The organism is Ruminococcus sp. 1001136sp1, from assembly GCF_039841815.1.
GTDB classification, from domain to species: Bacteria; Bacillota; Clostridia; order Lachnospirales; family Lachnospiraceae; genus Blautia_A; species Blautia_A faecis.
In genome coordinates, this window is sequence record NZ_JBDPGY010000003.1 from 51,584 (window position 1) to 66,963 (window position 15,380).

Here is a 15,380-nt window from a genome sequence, read left to right on the forward strand (position 1 = left end):
GCTGATTTCAAACATGCTCTGGAAAAGAGGTATATATATGATTGCAGAACTTGTAGCTGTAGGAACTGAGATTTTGCTGGGAAATATTGTAAACACCAACAGCGCATATCTTTCTGAGAAATGTGCCCAGCTGGGACTTTCTGTTTATTATGAGTCTGTTGTGGGAGATAATCGCGACCGAATGAAAGCTGTGATTGCATCTGCCCTTGACAGATCTGACGTGGTAATTCTTTCAGGAGGTCTCGGACCAACTGAGGATGATCTGACTAAGGAAGTATGTGCTGAGGTAATGGGACTTCCTCTTTCTGAAGATCCTCATTCCCGTAAGCGTATTGAGCGTTATATGAAGGAATATAAGAAGAATCATCCGGACAGACGTGTGACCTCCAATAATTATAAGCAGGCGCAGGTTCCGGAAGGCGCTATTGTGCTTGATAACCACAACGGTACAGCACCTGGTCTGATCCTTGAGAAAAATGGCAAGACTGCCATTCTTCTTCCGGGACCGCCTAACGAGCTGATCCCTATGTTTGAGGAGTCTGTTTTCTCATATCTTCGCAAGAAACAGCCGGAGATCATCTGCTCCCAGGTTGTGAAGATCTGTGGAATCGGTGAGAGCCAGGTGGCTGCCGATATCCAGGATATGATCGAGGCCCAGACAAATCCAACTCTTGCCCCATATGCAAAGACAGGAGAGGTTCATCTCCGTATTACAGCCAAGGGTGAGGATGAGAAATCCTGCAAGAAGCTGATCAAACCTGTAGTAAAGGAACTTCAAAAGCGATTCGGCAAAAATGTATTTGCCCTGGATGCGGACAAAACGCTGGAAGAATCTGTTGTGGATCTGCTGAAGGAGAAAAAATTAACTCTGTCTCTTGCAGAATCCTGTACAGGTGGTGCCATTGCTGCCCGCATTGTAAATGTTCCAGGTGCTTCCCAGGTGTTTACCCATGGATTTGTTACTTACAGCAACCGTGCCAAGAGAGAATGCCTTGGGGTGAAGAAATCCACGTTGAAAACAGTAGGAGCTGTTTCTGCAAAATGTGCCAGACAGATGGCAAAGGGCGGCTGCACAGCTTCAGGAGCTGATATCTGTCTTTCTGTTACCGGCCTTGCAGGTCCGGATGGCGGAACCAGTGAGACTCCTGTTGGAACCGTGTTTATGGGTTGCTGCTGCAATGGACATACGGTTACCCGGGAATATCATTTTACCGGAAACAGGACCAAAATCCGTCAGCAGGCTGTTGCTAGTGCACTGGTGTTGCTTCGCGAGTGCATGATGGGAGAAGTTGAGAAGTAAGCTTTCTTAATCGCAGAAAATGTTTTACTTCATCATCTTCATCAGGTTTACCACTTTATCAAGCTTTGCACGTTCCCGGGGGCTTTTTCCCATTTTCAAAACCTCAATGATGGTATTGATCTCATTACTGTTAAAGTTCAGACCGGCATTTCTCCCCTGGAAAGCTGCATTCATAATAAATGGCAGCAGATCAGAGGGAGATTTTCCGGCTCCTTGCCGGGCCATCTGCTGGAGCATGTCAAGCTTGTTTTTGTCGATACCTGCAAGCTTTGGATTATCCTGCCAGTTGTCATCCATATGGAATCATTCCTTTCTTATATAGTAATGCTGCCAATTGGCGACATGTCCGTTTTGAATGAAATTTTTCTGTTTTTACTGTCGTTCTTCTTCGCAATTATCTTCTGGAGATGGTTCATTCATCATCCTCAGCATTTCTGCCATGGTCATCATATTGGTGATCTGATCCAGAGTCTTTCGTATATCTCCAAAACAGTAGCGGCGCAGGTCGTTTATGACTTCAAGAGGCTGGGCAGGGGCTGCTGCAGCCTGTATCTGCATGGCTTCTGACGGCTTTGTAAAAAGAGCGACTGTATTGGAAAGTTCCCTGGCTTTTGCAAAAACGGACAGAAACTGTTGCTGCCTGGGTGGAAAATAGGGGATGAGAGCTTTTAACAGCTGTCCCTGGTCAGTTCCCACCATCTGATCCAGAGCTGTCTGGGCAATATATTCCTGATCCATAAAAATCCCTTTTCTATATCTATGTTGTTGTTATTAAAATATGACGACGGTTTGAAAACGGTGAAATCTTCTGCAAATTGTGACGCACATTCTGCAGAAAGCATTTTTCAAACACGCTCTGACATCTGTAACATATTCTATAGCAGGGGGATGTATGAATTTCCCGCAAAGTCAGGAGGGAAAGTTATGAGAAGAGAAAATGAAAAGCTTATTATAGATGGAAATGCCATATACGAGCTGGATCTGGAATGTGTGCGAAAGAAGCAAGGAAAACAGGAAGGAAATGGCAGGTGTGTGGAGCAGTCAGAAGAAAGAAGGCAGTCCGCAAACCATACCGGGGATTAAAGACAATTTGCAGGAGAGAGTTTCTACCCAGAGCGTGGTTGAAAAAGAAACAAGGAAACGTAAGAATGCTTTTAGAATATGCCTGAAAAAGGGGACAGGGGAAAATTCCCGCTGTCCCGATTTTTTTGAAAAGGACTGAGAAGACAGCCCTTTTTCATATGTGGGAAACTCAGATCAGCAGCCGCAGCCATTCCCCCATCCACCGCAGAGAAGCAGAAGGATGATTATGATCCAGCAGCAGTCACCATTTCCGTTGCCACAGCTGTTGTTGCAGCCAATACCGTTGCCGCCGCATGCGCAAAGAAGAATGATGATCCAGAGAATATTGCATCCACAGGAGCCGTTCCCAAAGGAAAGCCCACATCCATTGTCACATCCGCAGCCATTATTACAACCGCAGTTACCACATCCGCAACCGGATCTTTCCTCGCCGCAGCCACAGTTTGTAGCAGCTAAATCACTCATGCTGTTACCTCCAGAAAATGTTTACAGTTCATCATATGGAGGGGACAGGGGGTGTGTGACAAAGCAGTTGACAGAAAAGAGAAATTTGGCTATAATAAACTGAAACGTAATATTTCTGTAATCTTTGAAAAGAATTCGACATAAAATATATAAAACAAGGATTGATTTGTTAAGAATTAAGTCTGCGAAGCAAACGCTGTTTTTTGTGAACAAAGTTCACAGAAAACCCGAGAATCTCAGCGCGAAATCATGCGAATGCATGATTTCTGTGCATCGCGAAGCGTGTTACTGGTCACGGAGTAAACAGTAACTGTTTGTGAAAAGCAGAGGTGGGAAAGCTTCGGAATTAGTCAGGTCAAAGAGAGGAAAATGCTATGATAAAAGAAGAGAGAAACAGAAAGCAAAGTCTGGCTCTGGTGCTGCTTGTGATTGCCACATTATGTACGGTTTTTCTGATGACAAGGGATGTTCAGGCTGCGAAAGCCGGATTTAAGACTATAAACGGCAAGACCTACTACATAACAGCCAGCGGAGCCAAGCAGAAAGGCTGGCTGACTCTGAAAGGCAAGAAATACTATTTTAATAAAAAAACAGGCGTACAGTTAAAAGGCTGGCAAAAAGACAGTAAGGGCAGAAACATCCGGTATTTTACCAAGGGAAAAGGTGTGATGGCCACCGGTTTTCTGAAGAGCGGAACCGTAACCCGTTATTTCAGACCTTCCAATGGTAAGCTTGTCCGCGGCTGGCTGACCTTAAAGGGTAAGAAATATTATTTTACCAGCGGAACCGGCGCTATGGTAAAGGGCTGGCAGACCACAGCTAAGAAAGAGAAACGTTATTTCAAGAGCAATGGTCAGATGCTTACCGGCTGGTTCACGGATTCTAAGGGATATACCCGCTATTTTAATACCAGCACAGGTATTATGTATACCGGACTTAAGACTGTAGATGGAAATATCTATTATTTTTCCAAGACCAGCGGAGTCCGTTATCAGAAAGGCTTTGGCAAGGTTGGAAGCAAGCGGTATTATTTTAGTACCACAGACGGCAAAGCGCAGACCGGCTGGCTGAGTCTGGATGGAAACAGCTACTACTTTGGAACAACAGGCGTGATGTACGTAAACACTACAGCTTCCATTGGAGGAAAGACATACGCGTTTGATTCCAATGGTGTTGCTTCCGAGAAACAGGATTCAGGAAAGGATGACAATGACAGCAGTATTACCTTTACCTGGTATGATGAGAAACGTGGCCGCAATTTTACTATTATGAAGGAGCTTAAGAGTCATCCGGGAGTTGCAGATGGAACCAAGTCTGATCTTGATATTCTGGCAGCTGTCTGCGAGGCTGAGGCAGGAGACCAGGGAATTGCAGGTATGAAGGCAGTTGCTCTCTGCCTTTTGAACAGAACTCTGGACAAGGAGTTTCCGTCCAGTGTCCGTTATGTGCTTTACCAGGGAACTACCTTCCCCCAGTATTCAGTCGTGACAAACAACCAGCTGCTGAAACGTCTGAATGGTCAGTTTATTGACCGTGCAAGCGCTTATGAAGCTGCCCAGCAGGCACTTGACAGTTTTAATGCTTATGTGCTGAATGGTACACCGCGTACAGTAAGCGGAATCAAGGCCAAGGATTTTAATTATAAGTATTTTATGATGACTTCTGCTTTCTGGAAGCAGCCATTGAATTTTGAAAAGGTTGTATATGAGACATACAAGGATCATACATTTTTTGTGGACTGGGTATAAAGGTAGCTATACAGATGTAGAAACAGTATAAATGATAATAGTAAATTTTACCGCGGTGAGTTGCTAAAATATAAAGCTAAAATCCTTGACAAAAACAGACAGCCTTTGTATACTTGCAAGTATTAAATGAGAAAGGCTTTGAAGGGAACAAGTAGCTTTGGAAAGAGCACACAGAGAGCTGCCGGATGGTGAGAGGCGCGTGCAGAGATCCATTGTGAATACATCCCGGAGCTTTGCACCGAACGGTTTTGAAGTGGCAGAGACAGCAGCGGACAGGCGCTTGTGATTGATTGCAGAAATCCAGTAGGCTGTGACGGAGTGGCATACGTTATCATGCCGGGGTGATAATTCTGAAGAGTATTCGAAGATATTTATTTTTGGACAGTATTGTCTGTGGGGATAATCGTCTGGAAGAATTTTTCAGTATGGTCACTTATCGAGGCAGAAAGTGCGAGCTTTCTGTAAATTTAGGTGGTAACGCGGGACCCGGTTCTCGTCCTAAAGGGACATGAGAACCGGGCTTTTTATATCTGCAGCGGCTTTTTCGTAAAGAGAGAATAAGCAGCTCACATTTCTATTTTACAGGAGGAAAATAAAATGACAGTTTGGGAAGAACTGAAAGCCAGAGGCCTGATCGCCCAGGTAACAGACGAAGATGAAATCAAAGAAATGGTAAATAACGGAAAGGCAACTTTCTATATTGGATTTGACCCAACCGCAGACAGCCTTCATGTAGGACATTTCATGGCACTTTGCCTGATGAAACGTCTTCAGATGGCAGGAAACAGACCGATCGCCCTTCTTGGCGGCGGAACCGGTATGATCGGTGACCCATCCGGAAGAACCGACATGCGCCAGATGCTGACAAAAGAGACCATCCAGCATAACATTGACTGTTTCAAGAAACAGATGGAGCGTTTCATCGACTTTTCTGATGGAAAGGCACTTATGGTAAACAATGCAGAATGGCTGATGAACCTGAATTATGTGGAGCTTTTACGTGAGGTTGGAGCTCACTTTTCTGTTAACCGTATGCTTACAGCAGAGTGCTACAAACAGCGTATGGAAAGAGGCTTAAGCTTCCTGGAATTTAACTACATGATCATGCAGAGCTATGACTTCTATATGCTGTACCAGAAATACGGCTGCAATATGCAGTTCGGTGGCGATGACCAGTGGAGCAACATGCTTGGCGGTACTGAGCTGATTCGCCGTAAGCTTGGAAAAGACGCATATGCTATGACAATCACCCTTCTTCTTAACTCAGAAGGTAAGAAAATGGGTAAAACACAGTCTGGTGCTGTCTGGCTGGATCCAAATAAGACATCTCCATTCGATTTCTACCAGTACTGGAGAAATGTGGACGACGCAGATGTTATTAAATGCATGAAGCTTCTTACCTTCCTTCCGCTGGAAGAAATCCAGGAGATGGAGAAATGGGAAGGCAGCCAGCTGAACAAAGCAAAAGAGATCCTTGCATTCCAGCTTACCGAGCTTGTTCATGGAACAGAGGAAGCGAAGAAGGCAGAGGCTGGTGCCAAGGCACTTTTTGCAGGCGGAGCTGATACAGAGCATATGCCGACCACTGAGCTTGCAGCAGAGGATTTTGACGAAGAAGGCAATATCGACCTAATCAGCCTTCTTGTAAAATCTGCTCTTGTAACAACCCGTTCCGAGGGAAGAAGAGCCATCGAGCAGGGCGGCGTTTCCGTTGACGGTGAGAAAGTGACGGACATCAGACATGTACTTTCCAAAGACGCTCTCACAGGTGACGGTATTGTCCTTAAGAGAGGAAAGAAGAAATTTAATAAAGTATTTGTAAAATAAGATCATAAAAGGGGACCAGATATGCTCTAAATCTGATCGTTGATGCGAAAACAGATTTTTGTACTGGTCCCCGACTTATGCAAAAAATATTTTGACCGTGATAAAGATATATGCTATCATATAAACCATGCAAGCATTCCAATAAGAGGAATGCACGTTATTGTTTACAGTAACGAAAGTACTTCTTTATTGCGTAGGAGGAGAATTGAAATGAAGAAATACGGAGTAAACGAACTTCGAAAAATGTTTCTGGATTTCATGGAAAGCAAGGGACATCTTGTTCTGAAAAGCTTTTCATTGGTTCCACAGGGCGATAAAAGTGTCCTGCTGATCAATGCAGGAATGACACCACTGAAACCATATTTCACAGGAGCAGAGAAACCACCACGTACAAGAGTCAGTACCTGTCAGAAATGTATCCGTACAGGTGATATTGAGAATGTAGGTAAGACTGCACGTCACGGTACATTCTTTGAAATGCTTGGTAATTTCTCTTTTGGAGATTACTTTAAAAGAGAGGCCATTCACTGGTCATGGGAGTTCCTGACTGAGGTGGTAGGTCTGGATGCCAGCCGTCTTTATCCGTCTGTTTATCTGGAGGATGATGAGGCTTTCGATATCTGGAATAAAGAGATCGGAATTCCGGCAGAGCGTATTTTTAAATTTGGCAAAGAGGATAACTTCTGGGAGCACGGCGCAGGTCCATGCGGTCCATGTTCCGAGATTTACTATGACCGTGGAGAAAAATATGGCTGCGGCAAGCCGGGATGTACAGTAGGCTGTGACTGCGACCGTTACATGGAAGTATGGAACAACGTATTTACCCAGTTTGAGAATGACGGAAATGGCAATTATACAACTCTGAAACAGAAGAATATTGATACCGGTATGGGTCTTGAGCGTCTGGCTGTTGTTGTCCAGGACGTAGATTCCATTTTCGATGTAGATACCATCTGTTCCCTTCGTAACCTGGTAAGTAGGATTTCCGGCAAACCGTATGGGGTACATCATGAGGACGATGTTTCCATCCGTCTGATCACAGACCATATCCGTTCCGCGACATTCATGATCTCCGATGGTATTATGCCTACCAATGAAGGACGTGGATATGTACTTCGCCGTCTGATCCGCCGTGCTGCAAGACACGGAAGACTTCTGGGAATTGAGGGCAACTTCCTTGCTACTTTAAGTGCAGAAGTAATTGACGGTTCCAAGGATGGATATCCGGAACTGGAAGAAAAGAAAGAATTTATCTTCAACGTTCTCACCAACGAGGAGAACCAGTTCGGTAAGACCATCGACCAGGGACTTCGTATCCTGGCTGATATGGAAGAGGCTATGAATGCAGCTGGAGAGAAGACTCTTTCCGGTGAAAACGCATTTAAATTATATGATACTTACGGATTCCCTCTTGATCTGACCAAGGAGATCCTTGAGGAGAAGGGCTACGAGATCGACGAGGAAGGCTTCAAGACTGCTATGGATGAGCAGAGAGAGAAAGCACGTTCCTCCCGTGAGGTAACCAACTATATGGGAGCTGACGCTACTGTATATGACCAGATTGATACTTCTGTTACCACAGAGTTTGTTGGATACGATCACCTTTCCTTTGAATCTCCGGTTACTGTTCTTACCACAGAAGCTGAGATCGTAGATTCCCTGATGGAAGGACAGAAGGGTACTGTTTTCGTAGAGAAAACACCTTTCTATGCAACTATGGGTGGTCAGGTTGGAGATACCGGTGTGATCGAGACTGCAAATGGCAAATTCATCGTAGAAGATACCATCAAGCTTCGCGGCGGCAAATTCGGTCATGTAGGATATATGGAATCTGGCATGATTTCCAAGGGAGAGACCGTTTCTCTGAAAGTAAATGTTGCTGCAAGAAAAGATATTGAGAAGAACCACAGTGCGACACATCTTCTTCAGAAAGCTCTGAAAGAAGTTCTTGGTTCTCATGTAGAGCAGAAGGGTTCTCTTGTAACTGCTGACAGACTTCGTTTCGACTTTGCCCACTTCACAGCTATGACTGCTGAGGAAATCGGTAAAGTTGAAAAAATTGTAAATGAGCAGATTCAGGCAGGACTTGAGGTTCATACCGATATCATGGATGTTGAGGAAGCAAAGAAGTCTGGTGCTATGGCACTGTTTGGCGAGAAGTATTCCCAGAAGGTACGTGTGGTATCTATGGGTGATTTTTCCAGAGAGCTCTGTGGTGGTACCCATGTTGCAAATACAAGCTCCATCATGCTGTTTAAGATTGTTTCTGAGTCCGGTATCGCAGCAGGTGTCCGCCGTATTGAGGCACTGACCGGAAACGGGGTTCTGGAATACTATAAGAAGCAGGAAGCACTTCTTCACGAGGCTGCCAAGGCTCTGAAAACAACCCCTTCCGAGATGATTGAGAAGATCACACATCTTCAGGGTGAGGTGAAGGCTCTTGCAAGTGAGAATGAATCTCTGAAGAGCAAACTGGCTCAGGGTGCTCTGGGAGATGTTATGAATCAGGTTGTAGAAGTAAAAGGTGTGAAACTCCTTGCTGCCAAGGTAGAGGGCGTTGACATGAACGGACTTCGTGATCTTGGTGACCAGCTGAAAGAGAAGCTTGGCGAGGGCGTCGTTGTCCTTGCTGCAGTAAATGAGGGCAAGGTGAACCTTCTTGCAATGGCTACTGATTCTGCACAGAAAGCAGGAGCACATGCAGGAAACCTGATCAAAGCTGTTGCTGCAATCGTTGGCGGCGGCGGTGGCGGACGTCCGAATATGGCTCAGGCTGGTGGAAAGAATCCGGAGAAGGCAGGCGAGGCAATCGAAGCAGCAGCCGGAATCCTGGAAGGACAGATTCACTAAAAAACACTCAAAATTTTGTCAAAAATTTTTGTAAAATTAAACCAAAAGTTGTTGACGAATCCCGAGTGCATGATATATAATAATGTTCGTGCAAGAAAAATACCCAGACAGTTGTATTTTAGCACAATCTACAACTGGAGGGAGGTTAGGTGTGAGTCTATGTCAAACGTTATCGTAAAAGAAAACGAGACTTTAGATAGCGCTCTTCGCAGATTCAAGAGAAGCTGTGCAAAAGCAGGTATCCAGCAGGAAATCCGCAAAAGAGAGCATTACGAGAAACCAAGCGTTCGTCGTAAGAAAAAATCTGAAGCCGCAAGAAAACGTAAATATAATTAATTGTGCGCAAAAATCCCTGGCTGCATTCAGTCAGGGATTTTTAAATCCCGCAATATCTTCAAATTTGGCTCATTGTCTTCAGGGAAGAACTGATTTTTATATATGGTGATATCGCTGGCTGACCACATGTCCGTTTTGTTGCTGACCGGTGTATGAAGGAGAAAATATAAACTTATGATGATTTTGAAAAAAATAGCCAAGCTTCTGTTTAACCGGGTATTTTATGTAATATTTGCCATGGCGGTGCAGCTTGGCTGGCTGTTGACTATATTTCTGCGTCTTGCAGGATATTCCAGATATATGTCTTTTATTCTGGATGTTATCAGTATTCTGGTTGTTCTGAAAATTGTGAATCGAAAGATAAATCCCTCGTATAAACTGGCATGGACGATGTTGATCCTGTGCCTGCCAATTTTTGGCCTTGTTTTGTATCTTGTATTTGGACGTTCCAGAATTGCTGCTTATATGCAGGATCGATTTAATGAGATGCTGATGAAGTCCGGTAATCTTTTACAGACAGATCCTGAAATACATGATCTTCTGGAGGCAGAAGATATATCTGCATGCAATCAGTCTGATTATATATATCATAATGCAGGTTATCCTATTCACGGAAATACTACCGCAGAATATTTCCAGGTTGGAGATGACATGTTCCCGGTTCTTGTAAGGGAACTGGAGCAGGCACAGCATTATATTTTTATTGAGTATTTTATAATCCATGATGGAGTAATGTGGAGAACCATACTGGATATACTGGAGAGGAAGGTTCAGGAAGGTGTGGATGTCCGTCTGATTTATGATGACATGGGATGTCTTACCACGCTCCCTCATAAATATTATGAAACCATGAGATCCAAAGGAATCAAGTGTCAGGTGTTCAATCCTTTCCGTCCGATCCTGAATATTATCCAGAATAACCGTGACCATCGGAAATTCTGTATTATTGATGGATATGTGGGATTTACCGGTGGTGTAAATCTGGCAGATGAGTATATCAACCAGAAGGAGCGCTTTGGACATTGGAAGGACACTGCGGTTATGCTGAAGGGGGAAGCTGTCTGGAACATGACTGCCATGTTCCTCCATATGTGGAATGTGATTACCAATAACCGTGAGGATCATTCACTTGAGAAATATCTGCCTCATGTATGGCATCCGGAGGCATTTGAAGGGGATGGATATATTCAGCCGTTTTGTGATTCTCCGCTGGATAACGAGACTGTTGGAGAGAATGTTTATCTGAATATTATCAATCGTGCAAAAAGGTATGTGTATATCTGTACACCCTATCTTGTTATTGACAATGAGATGATGACTGCTCTTTGTCTCGCAGCAAAAAGTGGTGTGGATGTCCGTCTGATGACACCTGGGATTCCAGACAAAAAACTGGTATTTCTTCTTACCCAGTCTTACTATGAGCAGCTTCTGGAAGCAGGAGTGAAAATCTATGAATATCAGCCGGGATTTTTACATGCCAAGTCCTTTGTATGTGATGACGAGATCGCTGTTGTGGGAACCATCAATCTGGACTATCGGAGCTTGTATCTTCACTTTGAGGATGGTGTATGGATCTATCGGAATCAGGTGATTTATGATATTAAAAAGGATTTCACAGATACCCTGGAATATTGTAATCCGGTATCTTTGGAATTCTGTCGTGGAAGAAATATTGCAGTGCGGGCGATGCAGAGTATTCTAAGGTTATTTGCACCGATGCTGTAGAGCGTGTTCAAAAAGGGGTTTCTGCAAATTGAGGCGTATAGATTGCGGAAATGATTTTTCAAACACGCTCTAAACCTTATGCAGAATGAGTATATAGATGATGCCCCTTACCTGCGGCATTGCCATATATAAATCAGGAGGTCAGATATGAGAAAAGAGATAAAGAAACAGCTTCAGACGATTATGGATCAGGCAGTAAAGGATAATCAGATTGCCGGTATGAATATGATGGTAATAAAGGACGGCCAGGAGGAAGCCTATCTTCAGTGTGGCTATGCGGATAAAGCAAATGGGAGAATGATTGAACGGGATACCATATTCCGTCTTTTTTCCATGACGAAACCGATTACAGCGGCAGCGGCCATGATTTTATTTGAAAGAGGAGTAATTGATCTGGCAGATCCGGTTTCCAGATATATTCCGGGATTTGCAGACCAGATGGTGTCTGTACCTGGCGGACTGGCACCAGTATGGCATAATGTAACGGTTTATCATTTGTTGTCTATGACCAGTGGTTTGACTTATGGCGGAAACAGCAGTGCCGCAGAGTTTGCTGTTGGAAATGTGATGGAAGAAATACATGCACGTCTGAATACAGAGCATCCCATGACAACACTGGAATTTGCAGATAAGATCGGCAGATGTCCTTTGGAGTTTCAGCCCGGAGAACGCTGGAAGTATGGGGTATCCGCAGATATTCTGGCAGCAGTGGTGGAGAAGGCTTCCGGCATGAAATACGGTGAATTTCTTAAGAAAGAGCTTTTTGTGCCTTTGGGAATGAAAGATACAGATTTCTATGTTCCAGGTGAGAAGCTGGACAGACTGGCCATGACTTATGAGCAGACTGCCGGTGAAATGAAAGAATTCCGTGACAACAGTCTGGGAATCCGTCTTTCCATGGACGTACCGCCTGCTTATGAAGCCGGAGGGGCAGGGCTTGTTTCCACCATTGAGGATTATTCCAGATTTGCAGCTATGCTGATAAACAAAGGCAGCTTCCAGGGTAGACAGATCCTTAAGCCTGCTTCTGTGGAATATATGACCACCCACAAGCTTATAGCATGTCAGCAGGAGTGGTTTGAAAAATGGTGGGAGATGAATGGATATTCTTATGGTAATCTGATGCGTGTGATGACGGATCCGTGGAAGGCACCCTTTGCATGCTGTGAGGGTGAATATGGCTGGGATGGCTGGCTTGGCTGCTATTTCGCCAATATTCCCAAGGAGAATATGACGATTCTTATGATGATGCAGAAGAAAGATGCAGGGACATTTGATCTTACAAGGAAGCTGAGAAATGTGCTGCTTCTTGGAATGTAATATAAAGAGGAATTTGAGTTATGCCTAGAATTTATGCAGACAATGCAGCAACCACAAAAATAAGTCAGACAGCAATGAAGGCTATGATTTCTGCAATGGAGAATAGTTATGGAAATCCGTCCAGTATTCATCAGATTGGGATGGCAGCAAATGATGCCTTACAGACGGCGAGAGAGCAGATCGCACGTTGCCTTGGCTGTATGCCGAAAGAGATTTTTTTTACATCAGGTGGGACAGAATCAGATAATCAGGCAATTGTGTCAGCGGCTATGCTTGGGGCGAAACAGAATAAGAGGCATATTATTTCTACTGCGTTTGAGCATCATGCGGTGCTTCATACTCTGAGAAGGCTGAAGGAGCAGGGATTTGAGATTCAGCTTCTGGATGTGGGTGCAGAGGGGAATATTACAGCTGCTCAGGTGGAAGAAGCAATTCGGCCGGATACCTGTCTGGTTACGGTTATGTTTGCTAATAATGAAATTGGCTCTGTTCTTCCTATAGCGGAAATTGGAGAAGCCTGCCGTGCTCACGGGGTGCTTTTTCATACAGATGCAGTGCAGGCAGCAGGACATATCCAGGTAAATGTGAAGAAACAGAATATTGATATGTTATCTCTTTCCGCACATAAATTTCATGGCCCAAGAGGAATCGGTGCATTGTATGTGAAACGGGGGATTGAACTGACTTCTCTTATGGAGGGCGGCGGCCAGGAGCGTGGAAAACGGCCAGGCACAGAGAATTTACCGGCAATTATGGGAATGGCAGCTGCTCTGAAAGAAGAGTGCACTTTGATGGAACAAAATGAAGCCAAGGTTATCGCCATGCGAGATCGTTTGATTCAGGGGCTTTCGCAGATTCCTTATAGTATACTGAATGGTTCCAGGGAGAAACGCTTGCCTGGTAATGTGAATTTCTGCTTTGAAGGTGTATCCGGTGAAAGCCTGCTGCTTCTTCTGGATAGCAGGGGAATCTGTGCTTCTTCCGGTTCTGCCTGCGCATCAGGTGCCCTGGATCCAAGCCATGTACTTCTTTCTCTTGGTCTCGCTCCTGAAATCGCCCAGGGTTCACTCAGAATCAGCCTTGACATTTCCAATACTGAGGAAGAAATCGATTATATGCTGGAAGTGATTCCCCAGGTGGTGGAACAACTCCGCGGAATGTCAGATGATTGGCGGAAAAAGCATTGCGAGGATTAAAAGAATCGTGTATGATACAAGATATGATTATTAGAATAGATTGCTATTTAGTTGATTAAAAGTTCGTCAGGAGGGACGCATTTGGACAATGTGTATTACTCACTCGCCGGCGCAACGCTGCAGCGAACTAATCGCTAACTGCGACTAATGCGTTCGGGAGAGCCCTCACGCATAAGTCTCCGTAAGCGTTGGATTTCGCCTACGCTAAGAGCGCGCCTGAAATGGCTCGCTGGAGTAATACACATTGCCCAAATGCTGTGTACTGTCTGGAACTTCAACACACTAAATAGCAATAGTTTTCAATTTTTATGAGGTATAGATATGGAATCAGACAATATGAAAAAAGCATTGATCGCCATGAGTGGCGGTGTAGATTCTTCAGTGGCCGCTTACCTGATGAAGGAGCATGGATATGACTGCATTGGTGTCACCATGAAGCTTTTCCAGAATGAAGATGCCGGTGTGAGCCGCAAAAAAAGCTGCTGTTCTCTGGATGATGTGGAGGATGCAAGGAGCGTAGCGCATAATCTTGGAATCCCGTATTACGTGTTTAATTTCACCGCAGATTTTAAAAAACAAGTTATGGACCGCTTCGTAGCAGCCTATGAAAACGGTGCGACTCCCAATCCCTGCATTGACTGCAACCGCTACCTGAAATTCAACAGCCTTTACCACCGCGCAGAAGAATTAGGCTGTCACTATGTAGTAACCGGACACTATGCCAGAATTGAAAAGCGGGAAGATGGCAGATATCTTCTGAAAAAAGCAGCTGACCCTGCAAAAGACCAGAGTTATGTTCTTTACTCTCTTACTCAGGAGCAGCTGGCACACACCATGTTTCCACTTGGAGACATGAATAAACATCAGACCCGCATGATCGCAGACCAGCAGAATTTCTATAACGCAGATAAGCCGGACAGCCAGGATATCTGTTTTGTCCCAGATGGGGATTATGCTGGATTTATCCGCCGGTTTACAGGAAAAGACTATCCGGCAGGCGATTTTACAGATAAAGACGGAAATGTGCTTGGGCATCATAAAGGAATTATTGGCTATACGGTAGGTCAGCGAAAGGGGCTTGGCATTGCAGCCGGGAAGCCGGTTTATGTTACCAAAATCTGTCCGGCAGAGAACCGCGTGATTCTGGGAGATAATGAAGATTTGTTCCATCGCGAACTGGATGTGGAAGACTTTAATTTCATCTCCTTTGATATCCCGCCGGCAGAATTTCGCGCCAAAGCCAAGGTACGTTACCGCCAGAAGGAGCAGTGGGCAACTGTAAAAGTTACTGGAGAACATAGTGTACACATCATTTTTGATGAGCCCCAGAGAGCTATCACCAAAGGGCAGGCAGCTGTGCTTTATGATGGAGACGTAGTCATTGGCGGCGGTGTGATCACGGGCTGATAAAATCCGAAATTGCATGATATCTGTTGAAAATATATTGATGTAAAACAACCGGAATAAATATAGCCAGGTCTATATTAAATTCTGGTTGTTTTTTTGTTTATGCAGTCAGTTTACAAAAAA

Annotated in this window: 13 protein-coding genes; 10 read left to right on the forward strand and 3 right to left on the reverse strand. The window is 44.5% G+C overall.

The annotated features are described in order from the left end of the window. Nucleotides 1-37: 37 nt before the first annotated feature. Complete coding sequence (locus tag ABHC48_RS03650) at nucleotides 38-1,300, forward strand: competence/damage-inducible protein A (RefSeq protein WP_195699229.1); 1,263 nt, start codon at nucleotides 38-40, stop codon at nucleotides 1,298-1,300. 24 nt (nucleotides 1,301-1,324) lie between these two features. Here the strand turns inward: ABHC48_RS03650 and ABHC48_RS03655 are convergent, their stop codons facing one another. After that, complete coding sequence (locus tag ABHC48_RS03655; protein ID WP_195699228.1) at nucleotides 1,325-1,597, reverse strand: hypothetical protein; 273 nt, start codon at nucleotides 1,595-1,597, stop codon at nucleotides 1,325-1,327. 75 nt (nucleotides 1,598-1,672) lie between these two features. After that, complete coding sequence (locus ABHC48_RS03660; RefSeq protein WP_118578020.1) at nucleotides 1,673-2,038, reverse strand: hypothetical protein; 366 nt, start codon at nucleotides 2,036-2,038, stop codon at nucleotides 1,673-1,675. Nucleotides 2,039-2,224: 186 nt separating this feature from the next. Here ABHC48_RS03660 and ABHC48_RS03665 point away from each other — a divergent pair, with 186 nt between their 5' ends. Then, complete coding sequence (locus ABHC48_RS03665; RefSeq protein WP_173717738.1) at nucleotides 2,225-2,383, forward strand: hypothetical protein; 159 nt, start codon at nucleotides 2,225-2,227, stop codon at nucleotides 2,381-2,383. 174 nt (nucleotides 2,384-2,557) lie between these two features. Here ABHC48_RS03665 and ABHC48_RS03670 read toward each other — a convergent pair whose 3' ends face one another. Continuing rightward, complete coding sequence (locus tag ABHC48_RS03670) at nucleotides 2,558-2,848, reverse strand: hypothetical protein (RefSeq protein ID WP_118578021.1); 291 nt, start codon at nucleotides 2,846-2,848, stop codon at nucleotides 2,558-2,560. Between the two features lie 374 nt (nucleotides 2,849-3,222). Between ABHC48_RS03670 and ABHC48_RS03675 the strand changes: the two genes are divergently transcribed. The 8 genes from ABHC48_RS03675 (at nucleotide 3,223) to mnmA (ending at nucleotide 15,257) form a co-directional block, all read left to right on the forward strand. Continuing rightward, complete coding sequence (locus ABHC48_RS03675) at nucleotides 3,223-4,596, forward strand: cell wall hydrolase (protein WP_195699227.1); 1,374 nt, start codon at nucleotides 3,223-3,225, stop codon at nucleotides 4,594-4,596. 597 nt (nucleotides 4,597-5,193) lie between these two features. Then, nucleotides 5,194-6,423: a tyrosine--tRNA ligase gene (tyrS, locus tag ABHC48_RS03680; protein WP_148461974.1), complete on the forward strand. Its 1,230-nt coding sequence runs from the start codon at nucleotides 5,194-5,196 to the stop codon at nucleotides 6,421-6,423. A gap of 210 nt (nucleotides 6,424-6,633) precedes the next feature. After that, nucleotides 6,634-9,273, forward strand: coding sequence for an alanine--tRNA ligase (gene alaS / locus ABHC48_RS03685; protein WP_195699226.1), 2,640 nt, complete (start codon nucleotides 6,634-6,636; stop codon nucleotides 9,271-9,273). A gap of 159 nt (nucleotides 9,274-9,432) precedes the next feature. Further along, nucleotides 9,433-9,609: a 30S ribosomal protein S21 gene (rpsU, locus tag ABHC48_RS03690; RefSeq protein ID WP_004222305.1), complete on the forward strand. Its 177-nt coding sequence runs from the start codon at nucleotides 9,433-9,435 to the stop codon at nucleotides 9,607-9,609. 174 nt (nucleotides 9,610-9,783) lie between these two features. Further along, nucleotides 9,784-11,334, forward strand: coding sequence for a cardiolipin synthase (cls, locus tag ABHC48_RS03695; protein ID WP_118578023.1), 1,551 nt, complete (start codon nucleotides 9,784-9,786; stop codon nucleotides 11,332-11,334). Nucleotides 11,335-11,481: 147 nt separating this feature from the next. Next, nucleotides 11,482-12,654 (forward strand): serine hydrolase domain-containing protein, encoded by a 1,173-nt coding sequence (locus ABHC48_RS03700; protein WP_195699225.1) that lies wholly within the window; start codon nucleotides 11,482-11,484, stop codon nucleotides 12,652-12,654. A 20-nt stretch (nucleotides 12,655-12,674) separates the two neighbouring features. Beyond that, on the forward strand, nucleotides 12,675-13,850 hold the full coding sequence (locus ABHC48_RS03705; protein WP_195699224.1) for a cysteine desulfurase family protein: 1,176 nt from the start codon (nucleotides 12,675-12,677) through the stop codon (nucleotides 13,848-13,850). A gap of 321 nt (nucleotides 13,851-14,171) precedes the next feature. After that, entirely contained in the window at nucleotides 14,172-15,257 is a 1,086-nt protein-coding gene (gene mnmA / locus ABHC48_RS03710) for a tRNA 2-thiouridine(34) synthase MnmA (RefSeq protein ID WP_243283991.1), read from the forward strand. The last annotated feature ends 123 nt before the right edge of the window (nucleotides 15,258-15,380 follow it).

What these genes read in the sequence shown, in the direction of transcription:
- ABHC48_RS03650 (WP_195699229.1), top strand. Translation starts at nt 38, where the DNA reads ATGATTGCAGAACTTGTAGCTGTAGGAACTGAGATTTTGCTGGGAAAT.
- ABHC48_RS03655 (WP_195699228.1), bottom strand. Translation starts at nt 1,597, where the DNA reads ATGGATGACAACTGGCAGGATAATCCAAAGCTTGCAGGTATCGACAAA.
- ABHC48_RS03660 (WP_118578020.1), bottom strand. Translation starts at nt 2,038, where the DNA reads ATGGATCAGGAATATATTGCCCAGACAGCTCTGGATCAGATGGTGGGA.
- ABHC48_RS03665 (WP_173717738.1), top strand. Translation starts at nt 2,225, where the DNA reads ATGAGAAGAGAAAATGAAAAGCTTATTATAGATGGAAATGCCATATAC.
- ABHC48_RS03670 (WP_118578021.1), bottom strand. Translation starts at nt 2,848, where the DNA reads ATGAGTGATTTAGCTGCTACAAACTGTGGCTGCGGCGAGGAAAGATCC.
- ABHC48_RS03675 (WP_195699227.1), top strand. Translation starts at nt 3,223, where the DNA reads ATGATAAAAGAAGAGAGAAACAGAAAGCAAAGTCTGGCTCTGGTGCTG.
- tyrS (WP_148461974.1), top strand. Translation starts at nt 5,194, where the DNA reads ATGACAGTTTGGGAAGAACTGAAAGCCAGAGGCCTGATCGCCCAGGTA.
- alaS (WP_195699226.1), top strand. Translation starts at nt 6,634, where the DNA reads ATGAAGAAATACGGAGTAAACGAACTTCGAAAAATGTTTCTGGATTTC.
- rpsU (WP_004222305.1), top strand. Translation starts at nt 9,433, where the DNA reads ATGTCAAACGTTATCGTAAAAGAAAACGAGACTTTAGATAGCGCTCTT.
- cls (WP_118578023.1), top strand. Translation starts at nt 9,784, where the DNA reads ATGATGATTTTGAAAAAAATAGCCAAGCTTCTGTTTAACCGGGTATTT.
- ABHC48_RS03700 (WP_195699225.1), top strand. Translation starts at nt 11,482, where the DNA reads ATGAGAAAAGAGATAAAGAAACAGCTTCAGACGATTATGGATCAGGCA.
- ABHC48_RS03705 (WP_195699224.1), top strand. Translation starts at nt 12,675, where the DNA reads ATGCCTAGAATTTATGCAGACAATGCAGCAACCACAAAAATAAGTCAG.
- mnmA (WP_243283991.1), top strand. Translation starts at nt 14,172, where the DNA reads ATGGAATCAGACAATATGAAAAAAGCATTGATCGCCATGAGTGGCGGT.